This is a genomic window from Petrotoga sibirica DSM 13575 (assembly GCF_002924625.1).
Taxonomy (GTDB): domain Bacteria; phylum Thermotogota; class Thermotogae; order Petrotogales; family Petrotogaceae; genus Petrotoga; species Petrotoga sibirica.
In genome coordinates this window covers 63,716-88,537 of record NZ_JAHC01000032.1, presented here as the reverse complement: position 1 = coordinate 88,537, position 24,822 = coordinate 63,716, and the positions used below count along the sequence as shown (strand labels likewise).

Here is a 24,822-nt window from a genome sequence, read left to right as displayed (position 1 = left end):
AGTTTTCAAACATAAGATTTTGATTTTAAAATACGGGGCGTCGGTCTGATATCTTAACTGACAAAAATCTTATTTTTCCCTTCTGCTTTTACCTTGTACAAATTTTGGTCGGCTATTTTGAAAAGTGAATTTATTTCATGGCTGTTACCGTAGGATACACCAGCAGAAAAAGTAACGTTCATCTCTTGTTTTAGTTTACGGTTTATTCTTTCCAAAATAGAATAAACCTCATCTTTCTTAGCACCTTCAAAAATTATTACGAATTCATCGCCCCCATATCTGAATATACTATCTTCTTTTCTTAAATTATTAACACATATTTGGGCAAATCCTTTTAGAAGTTTGTCTCCTTCTTCATGGCCATAGGTATCGTTTACATCTTTGAAATTGTCTAAATCTAGCATTACTAAAGCTATTTCCTGATTTTTTAGATATTTTATATTAGAAATATAATTTTCGTAACTTCTTCTGTTTCCAATTTCTGTGAGGGTATCAACTTGAGCATCTTTTTTTAAGATATTTTGAAATATTTTATTTTGCCACATCATTCCACTTTCTTTGGCATAGTAATCCAAAATCTCAAGTTGATCATCTGTTATTGGTTTCCCGTTGTATCTATTATCGCAAAGATAAAAAGCAAGTTTATGGTTTTCTATTTCTATTGGTGAAATTGCTACTTCTCCCTTTAAATCGAGTAAATTTATGATCTTTTCATCAACTTGACTTACTGGTATTTTGATACTTCTATTCAACTCAATTGCGTACTTAAAAAGATCTTGACTTAATAACGATTCCTTTTTAATAGAAATATTTTTTATTTTTTCTTCTAAATTTGAAAAATAACTCATCCCAACTTTATATTGAGACAAATAGTCTTCTATGTTTTTTTCAATTGTCTCAAACCTTTCATAAGTTTTTTGGGTTTCTATTTCATTTACAGGTCCTATAGCTCTTTGAACCTTGAAATCATTACTGTCCTCCACAAATAAGATGGCCCTATTAAAACCTCCTGCAAAGTCACCTGTTATTCCTGTCATAGTAATATATATCATTTCATCTATAGACGTTTCGGGCTCATACCCTTTTTCTAATATGATTTTTGAAACCATGAACACATTTGCTATTTTTGAGGAATTTAGAAGAATATCAGTGAGTATTGATCCCAGTAATGGCGATGCATTTTTAATTAACTCATACAACACTATGCTTTCTTCTTTTTGAAGTGTTTCGTAAGTAATTTCAACACCGTTCTCCCCTTGAGAACTACTTATTTTTACTTTTTGTTCTTCTATGTAATTAGTCTCTTCTATGTTTTTAATTGTGAAAATTGAAAATGAATTAAAAATCTTTATTAATTTATACAAGTTGTCTGGAACTTTAAGTGGATCAAAATGAATTTTAATCGTAACCTCAAACTCAAAAAGAACTTCTTTTGTAAAGTTTTTGAGTAAAAGAACAATACCTGGATTTACATAAGCAGAATTAATTTTTTTTTGATACTTTTTTGGGAACTTTACTTCCATTCTATTCACATCTCCGTAATTTGAACCCACATTTTCATAATCACTTCTAATATTTCATCAGGTGTTATCAACTCACCATTAGTTTTAGTCAAAGATTCTACATGTTTGTTCAATTTATTCAACCGTGACATCTCTTTAGCGTACTGGCCTGCATTCATCTCTGGAACAATTATACTTTGAGCATTTTTAAATATTAATTTAAGTCTCGAGGTAGGCATAGGCCAAATAGTGATAGGTTTAAAGAAGCCTACAGGAATTTTATCTGATCTAGCTTGTTTAACGGCCTTCAAAGCACTTCGGGCTACACTACCATATGCAACTACTACTATATCGGCATCTTGTAGCATATATTCGTTATAGATAGAAATTTCTTCCGCAGATAATCTAATTTTTGAATCAAGGTGTTCAATTACTTTTGATATCATGCTTGGATCCCTTATAGGAAAACCACTTTCATCATGAACTAGGCCAGAAACGTGAAATCTTGTTTTTCCCATTTCAACTAATGGATTTACAGCAAATTGTTCATCTATGTCAAAAGGTAAAAATAATTCTTCCTCTCCTAAATCGACCTCCTTTAGTCTTTCTACAACTTGAGGATTCTCCTTCTCGTAATCAAAATATACGTTTTCTCTCATGTGAGCTAAAGTTTCATCCAAAACTAAAATAACCGGCGTTCTGTATTTTTCTGCATAATTGAACGCTGTGACAGTATATGTGTAAACTTCTTCCACTGTAGAAGGATATATTGCAATAATTTGGTGATCTCCATGAGTTCCCCACCTTATTTGCATAATATCTCCTTGAGAGGGTTTTGTAGGAAGCCCTGTGCTCGGACCTCCTCTCATAACATCAACAAATACACAGGGTACTTCTGTCATAATAGCATATCCTAAGGCCTCTTGCATGAGCGAAAACCCGGGGCCACTTGTAGCGGTCATAGATTTTACACCGGCAAGAGAAGCACCTATTATTGCAGCTGCACTTCCAAGCTCGTCCTCCATCTGTATAAAAGTGCCTCCAACCTTTGGCAATTCTCTAGACATGTATTCAGCGATTTCGGTTGATGGGGTTATAGGATAACCAGCGAAAAAACGGCATCCTGCTTTTATAGCTGCCATTCCAACCGCCTCATTCCCCTGTAAAAAAAGCATTTCTCCCATTAAATTCACCTCTTTTAAAAAGAGTGTCCATTTTATTGATCTAATTGTTTTATGCTAATAGCGAAATCAGGACACATTCGTTCACATTGCAAACATCCCGTACATTTTTCTTGGAATGGAACAACGGGTTTACCGAATTCTTCTTCTATTATAGCATTTACTGGGCAAATCCAAGAACAGATACCACATTTTTTACAATAATTATAATTTATATTCACTTTAAACTGTTTTTTTATTGTTTGCATTTGATTATGCCTCCTCATTTATTATAGTATTTTATTATAGTATACTTAAAAATAAGCCAGCAGCAATTGCCGAGCCTATTACTCCTGCTACGTTAGGCCCCATTGCATGCATTAAAATAAAATTGCCTGGATCAACTTCCTGAGCAATATGTTGAGCAACGCGAGAAGAATTTGGAACTGCTGAAACACCGGCAGCTCCAATTAATGGATTAATTTTTTCTTTCAAGAATAAATTCATCAATTTTGAGAATACTATCCCACTAGCCATTGCAATTATAAAAGCAACTGCCCCTAACAACATGATTTTTAAGGTTACAAAAGATAAAAATATGTCAGCCGTGGCAGAAACACCTACAGATAGCATTAAAAGTATTGTTACTGTGTCTAGGATATAACGAGAGGCTGCTTCAGCCAATCTACCAGTAAGCCCGGATTCTTTTAATAAGTTACCCAACATGAGCATACCTATTAAAGGTAGTGTCTGAGGAACAATTAAAGCAACCACGACAGTTGTCAAAATAGGGAAAATTATTTTTTCTGTTTTGGAAACTTCTCTTAACCTTCTCATCCTTATTTTTCTTTCCCGTTTTGAGGTTAATAACTTTGAAACCAAAGGTTGTAGTACGGGGATAAGAGAAATATAAGAATATGCCGCAACCGCAATAACAGGGACTAAATCAGGAGAAAATTTAGAAGCTATGTATATGGAAGTTGGACCATCTGCACCTCCAATAATACCTATTGCGGCAGCAGAATGAAGATCAAAACCTAAAAAACTTGCCAGTAAAAAACTAATAAATATCCCTACCTGAGCAGCTCCACCTAGAAGTATCAATTTTGGGTTTGCAATCAAATAAGAAAAATCAGTTAATGCTCCAATACCTAGAAAAATCAATGGAGGATAGATTTCTGTATCCAACCCCAATTTTATATACCATAACAATCCACCTGCGTGCCCATTCTGAGGAGGCATAAGAATACCTGTTAATTCCGGAGGAATGTTAGCTATAACCATACCAAAACCCAAAGGAATTAAAAGAAGAGGTTCTGCGTGTTTTGATATTGCAAAATATATAATAACCAATCCAAGAATTATCATAAAAACCTGAGGCCATGAAATATTCATAAAACCGGTATTTGAAAAAAAGTCGAGTATATCTTGCGACAACATTTAAAAAACCTCCTCGGATACAAGTATGAAATTTTTTTCAATTATTCCTACTGTATTTTATTATAACATAATCAAATTTATTGTTTCTACCTTTTATGAAAAAAGAATTTATTAATTTTTTTTTGATATAATTAAGTTAGAATAAGTTTATCTATCAAATTAATTTCAAAGTTGATAAATAATAATAATAATAATATACTGGAGGTGTTTCTTTGAAATATAGAAAATTTGGTAAGTACGATATAAAACTTTCTGCATTGGGTTTTGGATGTATGAGACTGCCTATTTTGAATGACGATCCTTCTAAAATTGATGAAGAAAATGCCACAAAAATGCTAAGATACGCTATTGATAATGGCCTAAATTATGTTGATACTGCGTATCCTTACCACCAAGGAAATAGTGAATACTTTGTTGGTAGAGCTTTAAAAGATGGTTACAGGGAAAAAGTTTACTTAGCCACTAAAAACCCAGTCTGGTTAGCAAATAAGTACGAAGATTTTGAAAAATATTTAGATGAACAATTAAAAAAGCTTGATACTGAATATATAGATATGTATCTCTTACACTCTTTGAACAAAGAAAGATGGGATAAGATTTCTAATCTAAAGGTTCTGAATTTTCTGGATGAAGCCAAAGAAAAAGGAAAGATAAAGTTCGCAGGATTTTCCTTTCACGATGATTTCAAAACTTTTAAAAAGATCGTTGATTCTTATAACTGGGATTTTTGTCAAATACAATACAATTATCTTGATACACATTTTCAAGCCGGAATTGCAGGATTAAAGTATGCAAAAAGAAAAGGACTGGCAGTAGTTATTATGGAACCAATTAGAGGGGGAAAATTGGCCAACAAACTACCTCAAGAAGCTGTCGATATCTTGAGTGATTTAGATAAAACCAAGTCACCGGCGTATTGGGCGTTAAGATGGGTATGGAACCATCCCGAGGTTACTACTGTTCTAAGTGGAATGTCCACAATGGATCAGGTAATAGAAAATCTCAAAGCAGCAGATGATTCAGATCCAAATTCCTTAAGTGAAAGAGAATTAAAAACAATTGAACAGGTAAGAAATATTTATAAGAGTAAATCCAAGATCGATTGTACTGGATGTAATTATTGTGTACCTTGCAAAAATGGTATACCTATTCCTACAATTTTTAGCATTTACAATGAAGGTTATATATTTGATAACTTACTAGAGGCAAAAGAAAGATATCAATCTTTGATAAAGCAAGGTATAGATGCCTCTATTTGTGAAGAATGTGGGGATTGTGAAGAAGAATGTCCACAGCATTTACCTATAAGAATGTTATTAAAACAGGTCAAAAATGAATTAACGTGATCTAAAATTATGGAGGTGATTTTTACGAAGAAAAAAATCTTAGGCAAAACTGGGTTTGAGGTTTCTCTTTTAGGATTAGGTGGATTTCATATGTTGGAAATTTCAAAGGATGATGTTTCCAAATTAATGGATATTTATATAATGTCAGGGGGTAATTACGTTGAAACTGCAGCTGAATACGGAGATGGTGAATCTGAAAATAAAATTGCATACGCCCTGAAACACAGAAGAAACCAAGTAATTCTTGCTAGCAAGTGCCATGCTCGAGATAAGAAAAATGCTCAATACTTTGTAGAAAGAACCTTAAAGAACCTGAATACCGATCATTTAGATATTTTGTTTCTTCACCATGTTACCACTGAGGAAGATGTTGAAGCCTTATTGGGAAATGATTCGGCCTTAGATTATCTATTTCAAGCAAAAAAAGAAGGAATTATAAGAGCTTTAGGTGTGTCTTTCCACGGTTTGGGAAATTATGCACTAAAACTCATAAAAGCAGTAGACTTAGATGTTTTGATGACAGGTTTTAACTACTTAGATATATTTAATTTCCCCAGTACTTATAAAGAAGTCATTCCATTTGCAAGATCAAAAAACATGGGAATTGTTGGCATGAAGGCTTTTGCAGATGGTTATCTTTATAGATCTACTTATGATGCCTTAAACTATGCTTTAAATCAAAATTTAGATGTGATGGTTGTAGGAGCAAACTCCGAAGAAATGTTAAGAAAAGATATTCAGATTGCTGAAAACTTTAAACCTTTACTTAAAAAATCCATAGAAAATTTGTATTATCGTGCTCCCGAACTTGGAAATTATGTTTGTAGACAATGTGGTAAATGTTTGCCTTGCCCAGAAGATATAGAAATAATGAAAGTGTTTGAATACGAAGGATGGTATGATAGACAAATGAGGGATTATCAACCTCACGAGGCTCCAGATTATGCACTGAGAGAAAGATTGGCATTCTGGTTTGGAAACCAAAACGAGGCTAAAATGTCTTATTCCAAACTCAATAAAACCTTTAAAGATTGTACAGAATGCGGAATATGTGAAGAAAGATGTCCTTACGATATACCCATAATAAGAAAATTGAAATTGGTAGACTACAAGCTCGGAAAAGGAGAAATCTATTAAATATCATTATAGAAATGGATACTTTAACGCCTTATTGGATTTTGAAGTTCTTAAGATAATTCCCCTTTGTTGAATTAACCAAAGGGGAATTATCTTTGAGATTAGTTGTTAGTGACTTCCTTCATACTTTTACCTTTTTTAAATATTAGATCTTTATACCAATTTTTATAATCGTTCAAAATCTTATCCTCCGAAATTTCATATATTTCGTTTAGGTCCTTACTCATATCTACCTCTTCAAAAATTTCAGAAATTAAATCTTTTTTATTGGTAATATGTTCAATTCCATAAGCGTTTACCATATCTAACAAAAGTTCTCTTTCAAACTCTTTTTTTTCTTTTAAATCTTGAAATATTAAGGAAACTTCATTGATCATTCTTTTAATTTTTTCTAAATAATATTCTTTATCCTGCTTTTTCAAATTTCCGTCGAAAATTATATGATCCATTAAATTCATAAACTCTTCTTCCATTTCAATGAACAAATCGTACGTTTCATTATAATAATAAGAACTACCCAAGAATTGATCATTGTTTTGCAAATCTACAATATCCTGTAGCTCGTCTTCTATATCTTCCATATTCTTTATAGTAAAATCTATGTCGACATCGTCTATATCATTATCGAAAGAATAATCCTCTTCATCATTTTTCCCATTAAAAAGATAATTTGTATACCTCTCTAATTCTTTTCGAGCTTCAGAATTGTTAAGAAATTCTTTTGGGTTGAGATTGTACAAAGTGAAAAAATCGTCTGTAATATTGTTAACATTTTCATAATTAACAATAGCTATTTTTTCTATTATTTTTTCATAAAATGGAGTGATTTTTTGAGCTATATTTGGAAGTATCGCTACCCGAAAATTGTTAGTTTCGTTCAACAGATTTTTATAAAAACTCTTTATACTCTTGCGATCACTTTCTATGTGCATATCAAAATTATCTCCATAGTTGTTGGTAAAAATTAAGTGATGTTCAATTAAACTTTTATCTATTTTTCTTAAAAACAAAAATGATAAATTATTACTTTCATTCAAAGAATATATAAAAGAATCCTCTGCAATTATCTCAGAAGTTTGGTTTTCATGATCAGAAGAAAGAACTGAAATCATACTCTTCTTTTTTGACTTAAAAAAAGCGTTAATCCTCAAGATTGTCAATATCAGAGGGATATATTCTATATCAATAGTAAGCGTAGCCAATTTCCCATTACCTTTTTCTTCCAAATTGAACTCGTTATTAAACCATTTGTAATTTCCAAACCTTCCTTCCAATTCATAGATATATTTCTCGTAAATATCAGGATCTTTGTTGTTTCTCAACTTCGACTCGTCTAAGAAAATCTTTTTAACTGATACAGGCCGAAGTTTCATATAATCACCATAATTACCTTTTAAAATTATCATAACAACACCTCTTCTAACAAAAACTTTTAAAAAACTTATTGAAAGATCTCTCCGCCAAATATATTTGATATAATATATCCTTCAATCACTCATATTTGTATAAATTAAAATGATAACCTATAAATATAAATACTACCAATACAATTATAACACCTATTAATTGAAAATCCCAAGTAATTAATCCTATCATACCAAAAACAGCGGAAATAATATATGTAACTAATGCCACAACCAATGGTTTTATTTTATATTTTTTTCGAATTTTATCATAAATATGCTCTTTATCTCCTAAAAAAGGAGATCTTTTGCTAAGTAAACGTCTTATGACAGCGTAAGCCAAATCGGTAAAATAAAATCCAGTGATAATTAGTGAGATAAAATAACCACCTCTACCAGACCTTCCGGATAGAAAGGAAAAGGAATAAAACAAAACAAAGCCCAAAAGATAAGAGCCCGCATCACCAAGAAAGATTTTGGCTGGTGGCAAATTGTATAATAAAAAACCCAAAATAGCCAAAACAAAGATCAACAGTTCGTAATTTTTGGATATCAAAGAAAAGAATAACAAACTCACTATTGCCGTTCCAGCGCAGACTCCGTCCATTCCATCAACCATATTTACTCCGTTGACTAGAGCTATTCCAGTTAATACCAAAATAAAAAATTGAAAAGGTTGAATAATTCCTCCAACGAAATATATTGCCATTGAGACAACAATAAACTCCGCAAATAATCTAACATAAGGGGAAACACTCTTAATATCATCGTACAGCCCTATAAAAGTTAAAATACTGGCAGGAATTATAAAACCTATATCATTGTAAAAAAAGGGTAAGATTGAAAGAAATATTGCTACACCTCCCAAATAAGGAATGGGAACTTTATGAACTTTCAACCTATTATCGGGTCTATCAACGATATTGTATTTTTTTGCAATTTTTATCATAATTGGAACTAAAATAATCGATAAGAGAAAAGAGCTTATATATTTTATAGCTAGCAAATTGCATTCACCTACTACATATTAAATTTATTTAAATTTATGCTGTTTCACTCCTGGTAAAACGGAGTGAATTTATTATACTCCAAAATGTTCCTATACCATATGAAATATGCAAAAGGAAAAAGGTAAAAAAACTACAAAATAACAATAAAATATTTTTCTCTTTTATAGCATACTTCAATGAAAATAATGTGTCTAATAATAAATATAAGAAAAACGGAAACGCTAAAATAATATTAAAAACAAAATATTTTGAGAGAAACAGAACTAAAAATAAGAATAGAAGATACACTACAAAAATAAGAGGGATGAAATGTCTAAGTGAAATCCCATAGGGAGATATTTTAAGAGTTATATAATTCCAAAAACCGTTCGAAAAATTCTTTTTTATAAAATTCTCTAATCCATTCGGAACATAATAATGATTTGTTATTGGCAATAAATAAATTTTTAAACCTTTTTTTCTCATTCTATAATTAAACTCGATATCTTGATTTCTTAAAAGTTTTTCATTAAAATATCCAACCTTATCAAAAACTTCTCTTCTATAACATGCATATGCAACAGTATCAACTTCTTGTGGTTCTTTCACTTGATACCTATGCCGGGATGCTGTGCCAAAGGGGGAAGAATATGATAAAGCCATCGACTTTTGTATAAAACTTTTTTCATTGACAGGCATAGCCAAAGATACTCCTCCAACAGCACTCGCTTCTGGGTGTTCCATCAAAAATTCTACACAATATTCGACATATTTTTTATCAAATTCTGTATGGGATCCTGCTATAAAAACAAAATTCCCCTTACTATTTTTGATCCCTAGATTTAAACCGTAAGGGGTATATTTTTTTTTATTCGTAATGATTTTTATATTATCAACTTTTTCAGCAAGTTTCTCTATTATACTAACAGTATTATCTGTCGACTGACCATCCACAACAATTATTTCATCCGGCTTTCTTGTTTGGTGGATTAAAGAATTTAACACGTTTTCAATAGTTTTTTCTTCATTTCTGCAAACTAATATTACAGAGACTGAGGGTAAATAAATTTGCTATCACTCCTTGTTGTTTGCTGCTTTATGCAAAACGTCTTTTGCTGATCTATGCAAAATGGTCTTGTTTGTAATGTTTTTGAATGACTTTCCTAAACTCATTTGCCTTGCATTTTGAGTCCTTATGCAAAAAGCCTTGTTCATAATGCCTTTGAAATAATTTCAAAATTCTCATTTGCTTTGCAAATGATGTATCGAATTTGGGGTTTTAAGGGGCGAAGCCCTTTTGCTGATTTGTGCAAAATAGTTTTTTTAAAATAAATTTTGATTTTGGGGTTTTTAAGGGGCGAAGCCCCTTAACGAACATTAATATCTATGATACCTTCTCTGTGTTACCAACAACGTTACGCCTTTTTCCTCTAAAATCTTTAAATATTTTTCGTAGCCAGGTAAAGTTGGAGGAACAATTACCTTTTCAATCTTAGAATTTAATATTGCATCAATTATCTTCTCTGAATTTATAGGAGAATCAAAGATTATTGTTCCTTCGTTTAGACAAACTTCAAATTTTTCCAAGGTATTTTCAAGGGCGTTTAATGCAATTTCTCTATTTAAACAAGATTGATTTCCTGAACAAATAAGATTATTTCTTACATACACAGCCGTATCTGATTTATGAATCTTAGCAACTTCGAATCCCAATTCTTCTGAAGGAGACAAATTCAAAACAATCTCTTGAACATTTTGCTTTGCAACCAAATCACCATCCACAATATATTCTTCGTCACGTTTCAAAACCCTTTTATTAACCCTAAAAACCATGGGTTTAAAGGAAATTATCTCTTCTTTTTTTTCAAAGTTATATGAAGTCATTAATCCATCATGTTTTGAATTTTTCAGTTCAGTTATTACATTTAGATCATCACTGTAAACAACTCCTCCTTTTAATTCTCTAATAATTCTAACGAACTGTTCTTTCTCTCCTTCGGTAGGAGAGGAATATCCAAATACGAAAATTCCTTTCTTTGCGAAACCCAAAAATTCATTGTTTGTGAAACTAGCCAAATGAAAAAGTAATTTTATATCTTTTACTATCCTTAATGTAGGCTTTTTATGAAAAGTTAAATTTTCTAAATAATCAAGAAAACTCTCTTTTCCTAAAAATTTCATCAAAATCGCTTCTTGCATTGGATTAGAACCATACCTTAAGTTTCCTAAAATTTCAAAAAATTCATGGTCAAACTTCTCAGCTGCGAATAGTTCGGAAAAAGTTTTATGAATACTGGCATCATACTTAGAAGTTGAAAAGAAAACTTTCAATGCTAACTTTCTTCTTAATTGCAAAGGAACATCTCCACAATCCTCTAAGTTGTCAATAACTATCTGATAATCTTTGGGATCTACTAAAGCTACAACATCTTTATAATTTTTTGCAGCGCTTCTAAGAAGGGAATACCCTCCAATATCAATATATTCCAAAAGTGATTCTTCATTCTTTGTTTTTTTTGCGATTTCTTCAAAAGTTGGAAAATTACCTACAACCATATCAATCCTTTTTATATTGTAATTAATCATATCTTCTTCATGCTTTTTGTCGTTAGACTTGGCTAAAATACCACCAGCTAGTTTTGGATCTATACTTTTAACACGCCCCCCCAAAATTTCAGGAAACCCAATATAATCGGCCATCTTTACGGTGGGAATTCCTTTTTCTTCCAAATATTTATTTGTCCCTTCTGTACATATAATTTCGACACCATTGTGAAATAAAAAACTAGCTAAATCCTCTAAATTTGTCTTGTCGTAAACTGAAATAATAGCCCTTTTTATATTCATAAGTAACCTCCAGCAAAAAATAAGTTAACTTCCATGAAAGGCAATGAAGAGAAGCTCCCCAATTAACGTCCCTTCTCCGTAATAATATACATTTTGGAACCTTTTTATTGATATAACTAAATTGTATACTTTCCGGGAGCTTTGGCGAACAACCTAGTTTTTTCAACATGATCCAAATCTAATATATATTTAGTGAACCTTTCTATGCCCATACCACAACCTGCAGAGTGTTGTAATAACCCTTCTTTTGCTAATTTTAAATAATCTTCATAGCTTTCGAGCCCGTTACCTTTCAGTTTGATTCTTTTAACTATTTGCTCATACTCATGCTCTCTTTCACCGCCAGATATGCCTTCACCATGACCCTCGGGATATATTAGATCAAAATCCAATAATACTTCTGGATTATTAACATCTTGTTTATCATAAAATTCTCTCTCTAAAAGTGGAATATCTATCAACCATACAGGCCCTTCAGAACGTTCAGATAACATTTTTTCATAATCATCGCCATAAAGTTGCTTTGCCGTTTTTACGCTGATTTTTTGAAAAGGTTTTTTAGGAACTACCAAATTTGGGTGATACTTTTTTATTATACCAGAATATTTTGTCATTATACCTTTTAATACATGAATTATTAAATCTTCCATCAAATCCATAATCTGTTCTCTTTTCATTGCTTTAGCCTCTATATCTAACTGAACAAAATCAATCAAGTGCCTACCAGAAGAATATTTTTCTGCTACTTCCAACCTTAAATTTGGCGAAAACGAAAATATTTTATCATGAACCAAAACGCTAACTTGCTTTTGCAGTATCATGGATTTAGTAACGTAATATTTGTTACCATAATAATCTATCTGTGCGTCAAAAACGTCATGGTTTAATGGATCGGTGATTGTAGAAACGATCACCGGAAGAAGCTCAACAAAACCTCTTTCTCCAAGAAATTCTCTTGATAATCTCAGTATCTCGGACTGAACTAAAAGTGCGTCACTATAAGTCTCGTCCTCCAAATAACTTTTCACTAACTCCACAGAATCCACTTTTCTATTTTTCTTCTCTACTTCTGCCATAATTTTCCCTCCTGTAGTGTTTTTTTAAAAAAGCTATATCGCTTTCTTAATATAAAAAAACCGACGCTTTATTTTTAAGCGTCGGTAATTTACAAAATAACAATATCCAGCGTAATCACCGACGCTGTCCATTGTTATTATTATTAATTACCATTTTTGAAGCTGACAATACTTTTAATGTTTTCATAACCATATTCTCCTAAAACAATTTTAAAAATTATACCATAAAAAAAAATGACTTGTCAATAGACCGCATTATATCATAATTAATTTGTTCGAAACTGAATATTCAACCTAGATAGTTTTGTTGTTGATGATATCTCATATTAAATATTGATATACTATCTCAATTGTAGTATAATATGTTTATGCCGAATGAACTTTACAGTTGTTGCATTTTACTCATATTGTATTTGTTCTAAATGCCGTAACAAACAGAATCATCTCTTTATATCTAGTATCTATTAAAAGCTATTAAGACTATAGGAGGTGTAATAGAATGGTAAAAAAGACCGTTTTGGTTTGTATAATTTTATTCTCTTTTGTGTTTTCAGCTTTTTCAGTTACTTATGTTGTCGGTACAGAAGCATCTTTCCCACCTTTTGAATACGTAGAAGGCGAAGAATTCGTCGGCTTTGATATGGATTTAATAAGGGAAATTGGAAAAATGTATGGATTCGATGTTGAAATAAGAGATATTAGCTTTGACTCTCTCATACCTTCTTTAATCACCGGAAATATAAACATTATTGTTGCGGGAATGACGATAACTGAAGAAAGAGAGAGAGTAGTGGATTTTACAATCCCATATTTTAGTGCCGATCAGAGTATTATGGTAAGAAGTGGAGAAAGTACCAATCTAACCGTTCTTTTTATGAAGCCAAAAATCGGAGTTCAGACAGGTACAACGGGTGATCTGTGGGTAACAGAAAATCTCGTCGAAGCAGGCTTTTTACCAAAAGCTAACCTTATAAGATACGATACATTTAACTTTGCTGTTCGTGACTTAATTAACAAAAATCTCGATGCTATAGTGCTGGATAATCCAGTGGCTGAAAGATTCACCAAGACAGATCCAGTGGAAATTGTAGGAATCATTAAAACTAACGAAAATTATGGTATGGCGGTTGCACCAGGTAATGAAGATTTATTGAATATGTTGAACGAAGGTATAACAAAGTTACAAGAAACTGGAAAGATGGATGAACTCATCGGAAAATATTTTAAGTGATGCCTGTGATTTTTTAGAGTAAAAAATATAAGGGGGGTAAACCCCCTTATATTAAGAAAGAAGGATTATATTTGCAAGATATTCAAGTTATTATCAATTCTTTTCCCTATTTACTAAAAGGAACACTTGTAACGTTGGAATTAACCCTTTTTAGTTTGATAATAGGATTTGTTGTGGGGGTTGTAATTTCTTTTGGTCAATTGTACGGTAATAAATTCGTACAATTTATTTTTCTGATATACGAACGAGTATTTAGAAGTATTCCTTTGTTGGTTATTCTTTTTTTAATTTTTTACGGTTTACCTGCTATAGGAATAAGATTAGATCCTTTAATCGCCTCAATACTTGGTTTAGGTCTGAGAAGTTCGGCATATCAATCGCAAATTTTAAGGGGCGCAATTTCATCCATACCAAAAGGACAGCTCGATGCTGCTTATTCCATAGGGATGAACAAAATTCAAACTTTTTTCTATATTATCTTCCCTCAGGCAACAAGAATCGCTTTATCAGGATGGACCAACGAAGCAGCGGTGGTTTTAAAAGATACATCTTTAGCTTATGCCTTAGGTGTGGTGGAACTACTCAGGCAAGGTACTTATATTATCTCTGTAACCAACAGACCTTTGATCGTTTATCTAATTTGTGGGGTTATATATTTTATCCTAACTTTTAGTATAAGTAGAGGACTGGGTAGGATTGAAAAAAAGCTTGCAATACCAGGATATGAAACAAGGAGCGTTTGATTAATGAAAGAAGAGAAAGATACAATATTAAAAGTGGAAGATCTTCATAAAAGTTATAATAGCACAGAAATCCTGAAAGGAATAACGTTGGAAGTAAAAAAAGCTGAAACGAAGGTAATAATTGGTCCAAGCGGAACAGGGAAGAGTACGCTTTTAATGTGTATAAATAGGCTTGTCGAACCTGATTCTGGAAGAATATATCTGGACGGAGAAGAAATATTATCTTCAAAGAATATTCACAAAATTAGGCAAGAAATAGGTTTTGTATTTCAACATTTCAACTTATTCGATCACTTAACTGTGCTTGAAAACGTTAGAATTGGGTTGACCAAAGTAAAAAAAATTGAAAAAACACAAGCCACCGAAACTGCATTAAAAGAATTAGAACGGGTTGGATTGAAGGATAAATCAGAATTTTATCCTGGCCAACTTTCTGGCGGACAAAAACAAAGGGTTGCGATCGCGAGATGTTTGGCTATGAATCCAAAATTGATCCTATTTGATGAACCTACTTCGGCTTTGGATCCAGAGCTGATAGGAGAGGTTCTGAACGTCATGATTGATCTTGCAAAAAGTGGTATGACTATGGTGTGTGTTACGCACGAAATGGGATTTGCAAGGGCTGTTGCTGATGAGATTATATTTATGGAAAAAGGAGTGATCGTTGAAAAAGGTCCTCCAGAATCGATGTTCAAAAATCCTCAAAAAGATAGAACTAAGGAGTTTTTGAACAAATTATCGCAGTTGTACGGGAAGGAAGAAAATACATGAGCTTTGTTGAAATTGTCGAAAGTTCCTGGGTTTATATGGTGGAAGGTATATGGGTTACACTTTTTTTAACCTTAATTTCAGTAGTTATAGGATTCTTTTTGGGCGTTTTACTGGCAGTTGCTAAAACGTATGGTAATAAGTTGTTCTATTACATAAGCTACGTTTTTATCGAAATCATAAGAGGTACGCCATTACTTGTTCAACTTTTCATTCTTTATTATAGTTTACCTGTTATTGGGATTAGGCTTTCCCCATTATTAGCTTCAATAATAGCCTTTTTTTTAAATTCCGCCGCTTATCAGGCAGAATATCTAAGAGGGGCTATTCAGTCGATAAATTCGGGGCAAATGCAAGCATCTTTATCAATAGGAATGAAAAAATGGCAAGCCATTAGATTGATCATATTGCCCCAAGCGTTAAGAAGGTTTATCCCTTCTTGGACAAATGAATTTATCTACCTATTAAAATATTCTTCTCTTTCTTATATTGTTGGAGTACCAGAAATAATGGCTCAAGCTAAGTTTGTAGCAAGTCGTAATTTTGAATTTTTTCAAGTTTACCTTTTTGCTGCCCTCATATATTTAGTATTGGTCACATTTTTTGGAGAAATATTCAGATATGTTGAAAAGAAAATGAAGATACCAGGTACACTCACATATGCCAGAAATCGCACTTAAAAAATAAGATAAAATGACTCTACTGTCATTTTGCCGTTTCTAAAACTAGTTATTAAACAACATAGACACTTTATAAATACAGTAATTTTCAAAAATTAGTTTTAGATTCTTAAAGGGTTACGGGCGGAGCCGTCCCCCTCCAATTGTGCTCGGACTGCATAAAAAATTTTGAATTATAGAAATTCTGTTTAAAGCGTGCTTTAGAGTTTCCAAAGGCAGTAATAAACGAAAAAACAGGAGGAAATAAATAAATGGAAATAATAGATCTCATAAAAAACCAGATCAATACAACTTTGTCTGATATAGGTGTTACTGACATTGAATACAATTTTACCATTGAAACTCCTCCAAAAGACGATTTAGGAGATTTTTCATCCAACATTGCATTCCTATTAACTAAACGCTTGAGAAAATCACCACAAGAAATTGCCCAAATTTTAAAGGAAGAATTAGATAAATCTCCTTTTTTTGAAAAAGTTGATAATGTAAAAGGTTTCTTAAATTTTTTTATTTCTCCCCAAATTTATCAAAGGATATGTTCTAAAATTTTAAGCAACCCAAAAACTTACGGAAAATTTGATATAGGTAAGGGTCAAAATATACAGTTCGAATTTGCAAGCATTAATCCCACCGGCCCCATTACAGTTGCTCATGGAAGACAAGCTGTTATGGGAGACGTTTTGGCAAATATCTATGAACAAGCTGGATATGTTGTTCAAAGAGAAATGTATTTAAACGATGCGGGAAGACAAATAAAACTTCTCTCCTACTCCCTATGGGTAAGATATAACGAAATTCTAGGTTCAAATTATGAAATACCTGAAGATGGTTACAAAGGAGAATATCTTATAGATACCGCAAAAAAAGTATTAAATAAGTATGGAGAGAAATTCAAAGACAAATGGGATGAAGAAACCGAGGTTATATTCAGAAAAGAAGTCCTCGAAGATATGCTAAAAACTATGTTGAGTACACTGGAAAAGATCAACGTGAACTTTGATGTGGTCTTTAGTGAACAATTATTATTTAAAAATAAAATGGTTGAAAAAACCTTGAACGATTTAAAGTCTAAAGGCTACGTATACGAAAAAGATGATGCGGTATGGTTTAAAGTATCAGATTTGATAAATGAAAACGACAAGGTATTGATAAGGTCTAAAGATTCAATGCCCACATACTTTTGTGATGACATTGCTTACCATTACTACAAGTACCAACGAGGTTTCGATACCGTGATTGATATAATGGGTTCTGACCACCATGGCCACATACCAAGAATGATGGCTTCAATAAAAGCACTAGGATTACCAGAAGACTTTTTAAAAATAATCTTACATCAATTTGTAAATATAAAAAAAGGTAATGAAATTATAAAAATGTCAACGAGAAGTGGTGAATTTTTCACTCTTGATGACCTTATAAAAAATGTTGGGAAAGATGCAGTTAGATACTTCTTTGCGATGGTTGATCCTGATACCACATTAAATTTCGATATTGATCTGGCTATAAAAAAATCCAATGAAAATCCAGTTTATTACGTTCAATATGCTCATGCAAGGATATCCAGCATATTTAAAGAAGCACAAAAGAGAGGAATAGAATATGAATTATTTTTAGGCTTAGAAAATCTAAAAGAAAACGAAGAAAAATTACTAATGAGGGAGTTAGCCTTATTTACCGACGTGTTAACCAAAGCTGTAATTCAAAACAAGCCTAACTTGCTTACCCAATATTTAGAAAGAGTAGCCTCAAGATTCCATCATTTTTACAACAAACTCTCTGTTCTCAACGCAGAGAATTATGAACTTATTCAAGGCAGGTTGAATCTCTGCCAGGCAACAAAGATTGTTATAGCAAGAGGTTTGTCTATTTTGGGAGTAAATGCACCCCAAAGTATGTGAAAGGGTTTGGTGATTCTTCCAAACTCAGATTTTAATTCTTAATAATTTTTGTTTTTTGGGGTTTTGGGGGTTTACCCTCAACGTTTGGGCTTGGGGGTGAACCCGTTCGGCGATCCTTCCAAACAAAATTTTGAAATCAGAAACAGAATTTGAAAGGGGGCTTGAGGGTGAACCCCCAACGCATGGTGATAAAACGAAATTTAATCTTTTACTTAATAATATTGGGTATCACTCTATTTGTAGGTGTATTATTCATCTACAGTTCTCTTTTTGCAATTAGTGACATTAAAGAGATAAACCCAGAACAAAAGTTTCAAACTTATATAATCGCTTTAATTCTTGGCTTTTTAGGTGCGATAACAGCTTTTATGCTCAGCGATACTTTTACAAAAAGCAAGCACATTATGATTGCTCTTTTTACATTTTTAAATCTTATTTTAGTTATCGTTTTATTCACGCAACCTATCGCCGACGTAAAAAGATGGATTAACATTGGACCTTTCCAATTTCAACCATCAGAACTTGCAAAACTTATTATTCCTGCTTTCTTGGCTTTTTATTACACTCAAATACAAAATAAAAAGAATCTATTAATTAATGTAATTTTCCCTATTTTAGTTTGTGGAATCAGCATATTCTTGGTGTTTTTGGAACCAGACCTCAGTTCTGCCATTATAATAACAATGGTAACATTAATAACGATGTTTTTGGGAATAAGAGATAAAAAAGTTATGTTATTTTTCGTTGTTTTTACATTGGTTATCGTCTCAGCTCTTTTTACCTTCCAGGATAACTTGCTTCAAACCTACCAAATTTCAAGATTTACAAATTCTGACGACTTTCAAAGTCAACGTTCAAGAGATGCCATTGCAAATGGTGGGCTGATTGGTACAGGACCGTTTGCAGGAGAATTTAAATACTATGTACCAGAATCTTACAGTGATTTTATTATATCCGTTATAGGAGAAGAATGGGGAAAATTTGGGATAGTGATGGTAGTAACTCTTTTCTTTTTTCTATCTCATGAACTGGTGTACTTAGCCTATCTTACGAGAGATCACGCTACTTTTATATTCTGTGGAGCTACAGCCTCATGGATCTTCATACAAGTTGTCATAAACACATTGGTAGGATTGGGAGTGCCATGGATGCCGGTTACAGGAGTGACTCTTCCCTTGGTAAGCTATGGAAATTCTTCTATGATAGTTACCCTAATATCTATAGGGTGGGGTTTGGGATTAATATATCATAATTCGGAGTTGACAAGATCAGATGAGGAAGAATGAAGAGTTAAAAGTTGTTTTTTCAGGAGGCGGTACAGGAGGCCATTACTACCCTGCCCTATCTGTAATAAAATATCTAGATAGATGTTATAATAAGTTAGATGTGATATATTTTACAACAAAAGGAAGAATCGAAGAAAAAAAGTTACCTACAGATTTTCCAAAAGCTAAGTTAATTCCTTTAAATACCAAAGGTCTAGAAAGGCCATTATACAACGTTAAGAATATAAACAGAGCCTTTGAAGTTTTAAGGAATAAACGTAAAGTTGAAAAAATAATAAAAGAATTCAAACCTGTTTTTGGATTTCTTACTGGTGGGTACGTAACCGTTCCCGTGGGGTTAGCTTTAAAAAAACAAAATATTCCTTTTTACTTGCATGAGCAAAATTCAATACTTGGAATATCCAATAAAGTACTATCTAGATGGGCAAAAAAGGTTTTTGTAAGTTACGAAGAAACCAAGTTGAATGATAAGTTTATTCTTACGGGTAACCCTGTAAGAACGCCTGAAAATGAAATACCACGAACTTACTTGCGTAGTTTCGGAATAAAGGATTTAAACAAAAGATGTATTCTAGTCTTTGGAGGAAGCCTTGGTTCTAACGAAATAGATGAATTAATGTACAGAGTATACAAAAAAGAAAAAATTAACAATTACATACATATAACAAAAAATCAAGAAAAGTTCAAACAATTTCCCAATGTTTTTACTTTTGAATATATAGAAAATTTATATGAATTAATGGCTGTATCCGATGAAGTAATATCAAGGGCAGGAGCAACAACTCTCGCGGAAATTCAGTTTTATGATCTTTCTGCTATTTTGATCCCATGGAAAGGTGCTGCCGAAAATCACCAATTAAAAAACGCTCTTTCCCTTCAAAAGAAAGGGAAGGTTGTTGTTTTCGATGAAGAAAATGTGGAAATTGATGAGTTGATCAACTTTTTAAATCAAATTCAACCAAAAAATGAAAAATTTATATACACTCCTAAGATAAATAAAGCAACAGAAAGCATAGTTAATAATATTGATGAAATTCTATAAAGCTCAGAAACCAGAAGTTTTTGCATTTTTAAAAGGAGGTATTTATGAAGTATTACTTTTCCGGGATAGGTGGTATCGGTATGAGTTCCTTAGCCTTATACACAGCTTATAAGTATGGAATAAAAAACGTGCTTGGATCGAACAATGAAATGAACGAAAGAGTAGAATACTTAATTAAAAAAGGAATAAAAGTCAAATTAAAACAGGACTCTGATCTTCCTGATATAGATTTTTTAATTAAAACAACAGCAATAAAAGATACCAATCCAGAACTTATAGAGGCAAAAAAAAGAAAGATAACTGTTCTTAATAGAATGCAACTACTCAACTCGATATTACAAGAACATACCTCAATAGGCATCACTGGAACAGATGGAAAAACCACCACAACCGCTATGGTTTCTCAAATATTCAAAAATGTTGGTAAAGATCCTACTGTTTTTTTAGGTGGAATACATAATTCACTAGAAGATGGCAACTTTAGATATGGAAATGGAATAATAATAGCGGAAGTCGATGAAAGTGATGGCTTTATAGAAGAAACAAAAACAAACTTTTCCATCGTAAACAATTTAAGACCTGATCACTTAGAACACTACGATAATAAATTTGAAAAGTTGGAAAATTCTCTGTATAAATTTGCTAGAAACACTAAAGACCTTGTTATATTAAATGGCGACGATGTTCATCTATCCAAATGGCATTTGAACGAAAATAAAGTTTTATACTTTGGACAAGGTGAAAAAGCTGATTATACTATAAAAAACAGAAGGCAATATAATGGATATCAAGTGTTTGAACTTCACCATAAAAATACACATATTGGAGATATAATTTTAAATCTTCCCGGGTTACATTACGCTTATGACGCACTAGCTTCAGCGGTACTTTCTTTAGAATTTGGAATCGACTTTAAAACAATAAAAGAAACTTTTCAGAGTTATAATTCAGTTGGAAGAAGATTTAACGTACTTTACGATAAGGATAATCTATCAATAATAGACGATTATGCCCACACACCTGACGAAATTTTAGCAACTATAAAGGCAACAAAAGAAAATTTTCCAAAAAGAAAATTAATAACGATATTTCAACCACACAGATACACTCGTCTCTATTTTCACATAAACGACTTTATTGACGTTCTAAAATATTCCGACGAAGTATTAGTCTACCGGATATACTCAGCTTTTGAAGAACCTATTAACGGTGTTGATGAAAGAAAAGTTGTTGAAGCGCTTAATTCACAATCTACATTCTCCAAATTTTATAATTCTGAAGAAGAAATTATATCAGATCTTTTACTAGAAAGAAATGCTGTTTTACTCTTTGTTGGTGCGGGTGACATAACCGACATAGCAAAAAAACTATCAAAATACAAAAAAAATCTTGACATCTCTTAATTTTTATGATAATATATTTCAGGTTTGAAATATTGCCCCCATCGTCTAGCGGCCTAGGACATTGGCCTTTCACGCCAAAGGCACCAGTTCGAATCTGGTTGGGGGCGCCATAAAATCAAGTAGGGGTGTTTAGCTCAGTGGGAGAGCGTCTGCCTTACAAGCAGAAGGTCGCAGGTTCAAATCCTGCAGCGCCCACCAACTTTAAGGATGGGCAGGTAGCTCAGTCGGTAGAGCAACGGACTGAAAATCCGTGTGTCGGCAGTTCGATTCTGCCCCTGCCCACCATAATAGTTGTTTTAGTAATTTGCTAAGTGTATCAACAAAGGCAACCATCTTGGTTGCCTTTGTTAATTGGTATCAAATATTATGATTTATATCTCATCTCAGCATATTTGGATTCAAAGCCAACTTTTTCGTACAATTTTCTAGCCGGGTTGTCGTATTCCACATGCAAGGATATATCCCCGTCACATCGGGTGATTGTTTCTTTCAAAAGGTTATTACCTATTCCCTTCCCTCTACAATCTTTATCAACAGCTATGTATACCAGCACATGCTCAGGGATATATCCTTCCATACCCGTATCGTTAATAACAACAGCACCTACGATGCTATCGTCATTATGAAGTACCAGAACAAATCCTCCTTTTCCTTTCTCGTTGGAAAAGGCGTAATCAATAGAACTAATAATTTCTTCTAATGGATCTCCATACTTTCCCAAATTCTTTTCTAAGAACTCTGCAATTTCTAACTTGGTGAACTCAAAATCGTCGTCTAATAGATCTTCCTTTGACTTTAGTTCCTTCAACGTTAAGTTGAATGAATCGAAATTGAATGTCTTCTGCACTTTGAAACCACCTCCAATACTCATTATATCACATTTACGCTCATATACAAAATATTGAGAATATGATGTTATTTTATACCACAAATAGATATGAACTTATTCGTTTTTTTGAAAAGATTTATAATCCATAATTCTATAATTGGCTGCAAAAAAATTCAGGAGGCTATAAGCCTCCTGAAGTCTTAATTTTCTGGATCATTTCCTGGATTTGTTGTTCCTGCAGTTGCTCCTGGGTTTTGGTTTTGATAAATATATTGTCCAACTTTCATAATCTCTTGTTGTAACTCATCTTTGACTATCTTAATTTTACCGATGTTATCTTCTTCTAAAGCTTGCTTTAATTCTTTTGTTTTTTCTTCTATGTTGGCTTTTAAGTCATCAGGGATTTTATCTCCGTTTTCACGCAACATTTTTTCTGTTTGATAGATTAAATCGTCCGCTTGGTTTCTCATCTCAATTTTTTCTCTAATCTTTTTATCTTGTTCTTCGTACTCTCTAGCTTCTTTCATCATCCTATCAATTTGCTCTTTATCCAATTTATGTCTTCCAGTTACAACCATAGATTGCTGCTTACCGGTTCCTAAATCCTTAGCTGATACACTTACTATCCCATTAGAATCAATATCGAAAGCAACTTCTATTTGAGGAACCCCTCTTGGTGCTGGAGCAATACCTGTCAACGTAAAACTTCCTAAGAAAAAATTGTCTCTTGCTAAAGGCCTTTCACCTTGATAAACTCTTACTTCAACTTCTGTCTGTCCATCAACAGATGTTGTAAAAACCTTAGATTTTTTCACAGGAATTTTGTTATTTCTTGGTATAATAACTTCCATTAATCCTCCTTTAACTTCAACGCCTAAAGATAAAGGAGTAACATCCACTAAAACTAGATCTCTTTCAGTTTCTCCAACCATTATAGAGGCTTGAACACCCGCTCCAATTGCGACTGCTTCGTCTGGATTGACATTTTTTGAAGGATCTTTCCCAAAATAATTTTTTACCAATTTTTGAACAGCTGGTATCCTTGTTGAACCACCAACGAGTAAAACGTCACTTATATGTTCTGGTGAAAGTTTAGCATCTCTCATTGCGTTCTCAATAGGTCCTCTTGTTGATTCTATTAAGTCTCCAATGAGTTCTTCTAATTTAGCTCTTGTTAGTTTCTTTTCTAAATGAACAGGTTGACCATCCACAACCGTAATGAAAGGTAAATTTATATCCGTTTCTAGTTTACTTGATAGCTCTATCTTCGCAGATTCAGCAGCTTCTTTCAACCTTTGTAATGCTTGCTTATCTTTTCTTAAATCAACCTTATACTCTTTCATAAATTCATCAGCTAACCAGTCAACTATTCTTTGGTCAAAATCGTCCCCTCCTAGATGGTTGTTCCCAGAAGTGGCAATAACTTCTATAATATCTTCTCCTATGTCCAAAATAGAAACATCGAAGGTCCCACCACCTAAATCATACACAACTATTTTTCTTTCTTCATCGGATCGATCCAAACCAAAAGCTATGGAAGCTGCGGTAGGTTCGTTTATTATCCTTAGGACCTCTAATCCAGCGATTTCTCCTGCTTCTTTTGTAGCTTGCCTTTGAGCATCATTAAAATAGGCAGGAACAGTTATAACAGCCTTTTTGATCTTTCCACCTAAATATTCTTCTGCATCTTTAACCAGCTTTTTAAGTATATATGCACTTATCTGCTGAGGTGTATATACCTTGTCTTCGATTTTTACGGTGTAGTCACTTCCCATATATCTTTTAATAGAACGCACAGTTCTATCTGAATTCAAAATAGCTTGTCTTTTAGCTGGCTCACCTACTAATATCTGACCGTCTTTAGTAAAAGAAACAATAGAAGGCGTTGTCCTTTTTCCTTCCGAATTAGGTATTACTTCAGGGTTACCATCTGGTTTTACCCAAGCAATAGCTGAATTAGTAGTACCTAAGTCTATACCTACAACATATTCTTTTGCACTCATGAAAATACCCCCTTACTAAAACTTTTTATCATTCTA

The 24,822-nt window shown here is 32.7% G+C and carries 21 protein-coding genes and 3 tRNA genes; 13 read left to right on the top strand and 11 right to left on the bottom strand.

Going from position 1 to position 24,822, the window contains the following annotated elements:
* Positions 1-53: 53 nt before the first annotated feature.
* From AA80_RS08110 to AA80_RS08095, 4 genes are read right to left on the bottom strand one after another with little or no spacing between them, the layout of a single operon-like run.
* The gene (locus AA80_RS08110; protein ID WP_103877287.1) at positions 54-1,523 is read right to left on the bottom strand and encodes a diguanylate cyclase; all 1,470 of its coding nucleotides are present in this window, start codon (positions 1,521-1,523) and stop codon (positions 54-56) included.
* Positions 1,524-1,528: 5 nt separating this feature from the next.
* A complete protein-coding gene (locus AA80_RS08105; protein ID WP_103877286.1) occupies positions 1,529-2,686 on the bottom strand; it encodes a 2-oxoacid:acceptor oxidoreductase subunit alpha in 1,158 nt (385 codons plus the stop codon).
* Positions 2,687-2,718: 32 nt separating this feature from the next.
* The gene (locus tag AA80_RS08100) at positions 2,719-2,931 is read right to left on the bottom strand and encodes an ATP-binding protein (RefSeq protein ID WP_103877285.1); all 213 of its coding nucleotides are present in this window, start codon (positions 2,929-2,931) and stop codon (positions 2,719-2,721) included.
* Between the two features lie 34 nt (positions 2,932-2,965).
* Positions 2,966-4,102: a sodium ion-translocating decarboxylase subunit beta gene (locus tag AA80_RS08095; protein WP_103877284.1), complete on the bottom strand. Its 1,137-nt coding sequence runs from the start codon at positions 4,100-4,102 to the stop codon at positions 2,966-2,968.
* Between the two features lie 212 nt (positions 4,103-4,314).
* Here AA80_RS08095 and AA80_RS08090 point away from each other — a divergent pair, with 212 nt between their 5' ends.
* The gene (locus AA80_RS08090; protein ID WP_103877283.1) at positions 4,315-5,448 is read left to right on the top strand and encodes an aldo/keto reductase; all 1,134 of its coding nucleotides are present in this window, start codon (positions 4,315-4,317) and stop codon (positions 5,446-5,448) included.
* Between the two features lie 9 nt (positions 5,449-5,457).
* Entirely contained in the window at positions 5,458-6,585 is a 1,128-nt protein-coding gene (locus AA80_RS08085; protein ID WP_103877282.1) for an aldo/keto reductase, read from the top strand.
* 101 nt (positions 6,586-6,686) lie between these two features.
* On the opposite strand, the gene AA80_RS08080 is transcribed toward AA80_RS08085, so the two are convergent.
* The 5 genes from AA80_RS08080 to AA80_RS08060 all read right to left on the bottom strand — a co-directional run bounded on the left by AA80_RS08080 (position 6,687) and on the right by AA80_RS08060 (position 12,900).
* Positions 6,687-7,991 carry a hypothetical protein gene (locus AA80_RS08080; protein ID WP_103877281.1) on the bottom strand — a complete coding sequence of 435 codons (1,305 nt, stop codon included), beginning with the start codon at positions 7,989-7,991 and terminating at the stop codon, positions 6,687-6,689.
* A gap of 85 nt (positions 7,992-8,076) precedes the next feature.
* Positions 8,077-8,994, bottom strand: coding sequence for a glycosyltransferase family 4 protein (locus AA80_RS08075; protein WP_103877280.1), 918 nt, complete (start codon positions 8,992-8,994; stop codon positions 8,077-8,079).
* 37 nt (positions 8,995-9,031) lie between these two features.
* Complete coding sequence (locus AA80_RS08070; protein ID WP_103877279.1) at positions 9,032-10,045, bottom strand: glycosyltransferase family 2 protein; 1,014 nt, start codon at positions 10,043-10,045, stop codon at positions 9,032-9,034.
* A 309-nt stretch (positions 10,046-10,354) separates the two neighbouring features.
* The gene (locus tag AA80_RS08065) at positions 10,355-11,824 is read right to left on the bottom strand and encodes a hypothetical protein (protein WP_103877278.1); all 1,470 of its coding nucleotides are present in this window, start codon (positions 11,822-11,824) and stop codon (positions 10,355-10,357) included.
* 116 nt (positions 11,825-11,940) lie between these two features.
* A complete protein-coding gene (locus tag AA80_RS08060) occupies positions 11,941-12,900 on the bottom strand; it encodes an asparagine synthetase A (RefSeq protein WP_103877277.1) in 960 nt (319 codons plus the stop codon).
* A gap of 499 nt (positions 12,901-13,399) precedes the next feature.
* Here AA80_RS08060 and AA80_RS08055 point away from each other — a divergent pair, with 499 nt between their 5' ends.
* The 11 genes from AA80_RS08055 (at position 13,400) to AA80_RS08005 (ending at position 22,239) form a co-directional block, all read left to right on the top strand.
* Complete coding sequence (locus tag AA80_RS08055; RefSeq protein WP_103877276.1) at positions 13,400-14,131, top strand: basic amino acid ABC transporter substrate-binding protein; 732 nt, start codon at positions 13,400-13,402, stop codon at positions 14,129-14,131.
* A 71-nt stretch (positions 14,132-14,202) separates the two neighbouring features.
* The gene (locus AA80_RS08050; protein ID WP_103877275.1) at positions 14,203-14,874 is read left to right on the top strand and encodes an amino acid ABC transporter permease; all 672 of its coding nucleotides are present in this window, start codon (positions 14,203-14,205) and stop codon (positions 14,872-14,874) included.
* A 3-nt stretch (positions 14,875-14,877) separates the two neighbouring features.
* A complete protein-coding gene (locus AA80_RS08045; protein ID WP_103877274.1) occupies positions 14,878-15,645 on the top strand; it encodes an amino acid ABC transporter ATP-binding protein in 768 nt (255 codons plus the stop codon).
* Positions 15,642-16,322: an amino acid ABC transporter permease gene (locus tag AA80_RS08040; RefSeq protein WP_233186869.1), complete on the top strand. Its 681-nt coding sequence runs from the start codon at positions 15,642-15,644 to the stop codon at positions 16,320-16,322. Before AA80_RS08045 ends, AA80_RS08040 begins: the two co-directional genes overlap by 4 nt.
* 251 nt (positions 16,323-16,573) lie before the next feature.
* Entirely contained in the window at positions 16,574-18,223 is a 1,650-nt protein-coding gene (gene argS / locus AA80_RS08035; protein WP_103877273.1) for an arginine--tRNA ligase, read from the top strand.
* Between the two features lie 167 nt (positions 18,224-18,390).
* Positions 18,391-19,509: an FtsW/RodA/SpoVE family cell cycle protein gene (locus tag AA80_RS08030; protein WP_103877272.1), complete on the top strand. Its 1,119-nt coding sequence runs from the start codon at positions 18,391-18,393 to the stop codon at positions 19,507-19,509.
* Complete coding sequence (locus AA80_RS08025) at positions 19,496-20,551, top strand: UDP-N-acetylglucosamine--N-acetylmuramyl-(pentapeptide) pyrophosphoryl-undecaprenol N-acetylglucosamine transferase (RefSeq protein ID WP_103877271.1); 1,056 nt, start codon at positions 19,496-19,498, stop codon at positions 20,549-20,551. The genes AA80_RS08030 and AA80_RS08025 overlap by 14 nt, the downstream gene beginning before the upstream one ends.
* A gap of 44 nt (positions 20,552-20,595) precedes the next feature.
* Positions 20,596-21,954 carry a UDP-N-acetylmuramate--L-alanine ligase gene (murC, locus tag AA80_RS08020; protein WP_103877270.1) on the top strand — a complete coding sequence of 453 codons (1,359 nt, stop codon included), beginning with the start codon at positions 20,596-20,598 and terminating at the stop codon, positions 21,952-21,954.
* A 34-nt stretch (positions 21,955-21,988) separates the two neighbouring features.
* Positions 21,989-22,064, top strand: a tRNA-Glu gene (locus tag AA80_RS08015).
* A 13-nt stretch (positions 22,065-22,077) separates the two neighbouring features.
* Positions 22,078-22,152, top strand: a tRNA-Val gene (locus tag AA80_RS08010).
* An 11-nt stretch (positions 22,153-22,163) separates the two neighbouring features.
* Positions 22,164-22,239, top strand: a tRNA-Phe gene (locus AA80_RS08005).
* Positions 22,240-22,318: 79 nt separating this feature from the next.
* Here the strand turns inward: AA80_RS08005 and AA80_RS08000 are convergent.
* Both AA80_RS08000 and dnaK read right to left on the bottom strand, forming a co-directional pair.
* Complete coding sequence (locus AA80_RS08000; protein WP_199177875.1) at positions 22,319-22,801, bottom strand: GNAT family N-acetyltransferase; 483 nt, start codon at positions 22,799-22,801, stop codon at positions 22,319-22,321.
* Positions 22,802-22,983: 182 nt separating this feature from the next.
* The gene (gene dnaK / locus AA80_RS07995) at positions 22,984-24,786 is read right to left on the bottom strand and encodes a molecular chaperone DnaK (RefSeq protein WP_103877268.1); all 1,803 of its coding nucleotides are present in this window, start codon (positions 24,784-24,786) and stop codon (positions 22,984-22,986) included.
* Positions 24,787-24,822 lie beyond the last annotated feature (36 nt).

What these genes read in the sequence shown, in the direction of transcription:
- AA80_RS08110 (WP_103877287.1), bottom strand. Translation starts at nt 1,523, where the DNA reads ATGGAAGTAAAGTTCCCAAAAAAGTATCAAAAAAAAATTAATTCTGCT.
- AA80_RS08105 (WP_103877286.1), bottom strand. Translation starts at nt 2,686, where the DNA reads ATGGGAGAAATGCTTTTTTTACAGGGGAATGAGGCGGTTGGAATGGCA.
- AA80_RS08100 (WP_103877285.1), bottom strand. Translation starts at nt 2,931, where the DNA reads ATGCAAACAATAAAAAAACAGTTTAAAGTGAATATAAATTATAATTAT.
- AA80_RS08095 (WP_103877284.1), bottom strand. Translation starts at nt 4,102, where the DNA reads ATGTTGTCGCAAGATATACTCGACTTTTTTTCAAATACCGGTTTTATG.
- AA80_RS08085 (WP_103877282.1), top strand. Translation starts at nt 5,458, where the DNA reads ATGGAGGTGATTTTTACGAAGAAAAAAATCTTAGGCAAAACTGGGTTT.
- AA80_RS08080 (WP_103877281.1), bottom strand. Translation starts at nt 7,991, where the DNA reads ATGATAATTTTAAAAGGTAATTATGGTGATTATATGAAACTTCGGCCT.
- AA80_RS08065 (WP_103877278.1), bottom strand. Translation starts at nt 11,824, where the DNA reads ATGAATATAAAAAGGGCTATTATTTCAGTTTACGACAAGACAAATTTA.
- AA80_RS08060 (WP_103877277.1), bottom strand. Translation starts at nt 12,900, where the DNA reads ATGGCAGAAGTAGAGAAGAAAAATAGAAAAGTGGATTCTGTGGAGTTA.
- AA80_RS08055 (WP_103877276.1), top strand. Translation starts at nt 13,400, where the DNA reads ATGGTAAAAAAGACCGTTTTGGTTTGTATAATTTTATTCTCTTTTGTG.
- AA80_RS08045 (WP_103877274.1), top strand. Translation starts at nt 14,878, where the DNA reads ATGAAAGAAGAGAAAGATACAATATTAAAAGTGGAAGATCTTCATAAA.
- AA80_RS08040 (WP_233186869.1), top strand. Translation starts at nt 15,642, where the DNA reads ATGAGCTTTGTTGAAATTGTCGAAAGTTCCTGGGTTTATATGGTGGAA.
- argS (WP_103877273.1), top strand. Translation starts at nt 16,574, where the DNA reads ATGGAAATAATAGATCTCATAAAAAACCAGATCAATACAACTTTGTCT.
- AA80_RS08025 (WP_103877271.1), top strand. Translation starts at nt 19,496, where the DNA reads ATGAGGAAGAATGAAGAGTTAAAAGTTGTTTTTTCAGGAGGCGGTACA.
- murC (WP_103877270.1), top strand. Translation starts at nt 20,596, where the DNA reads ATGAAGTATTACTTTTCCGGGATAGGTGGTATCGGTATGAGTTCCTTA.
- dnaK (WP_103877268.1), bottom strand. Translation starts at nt 24,786, where the DNA reads ATGAGTGCAAAAGAATATGTTGTAGGTATAGACTTAGGTACTACTAAT.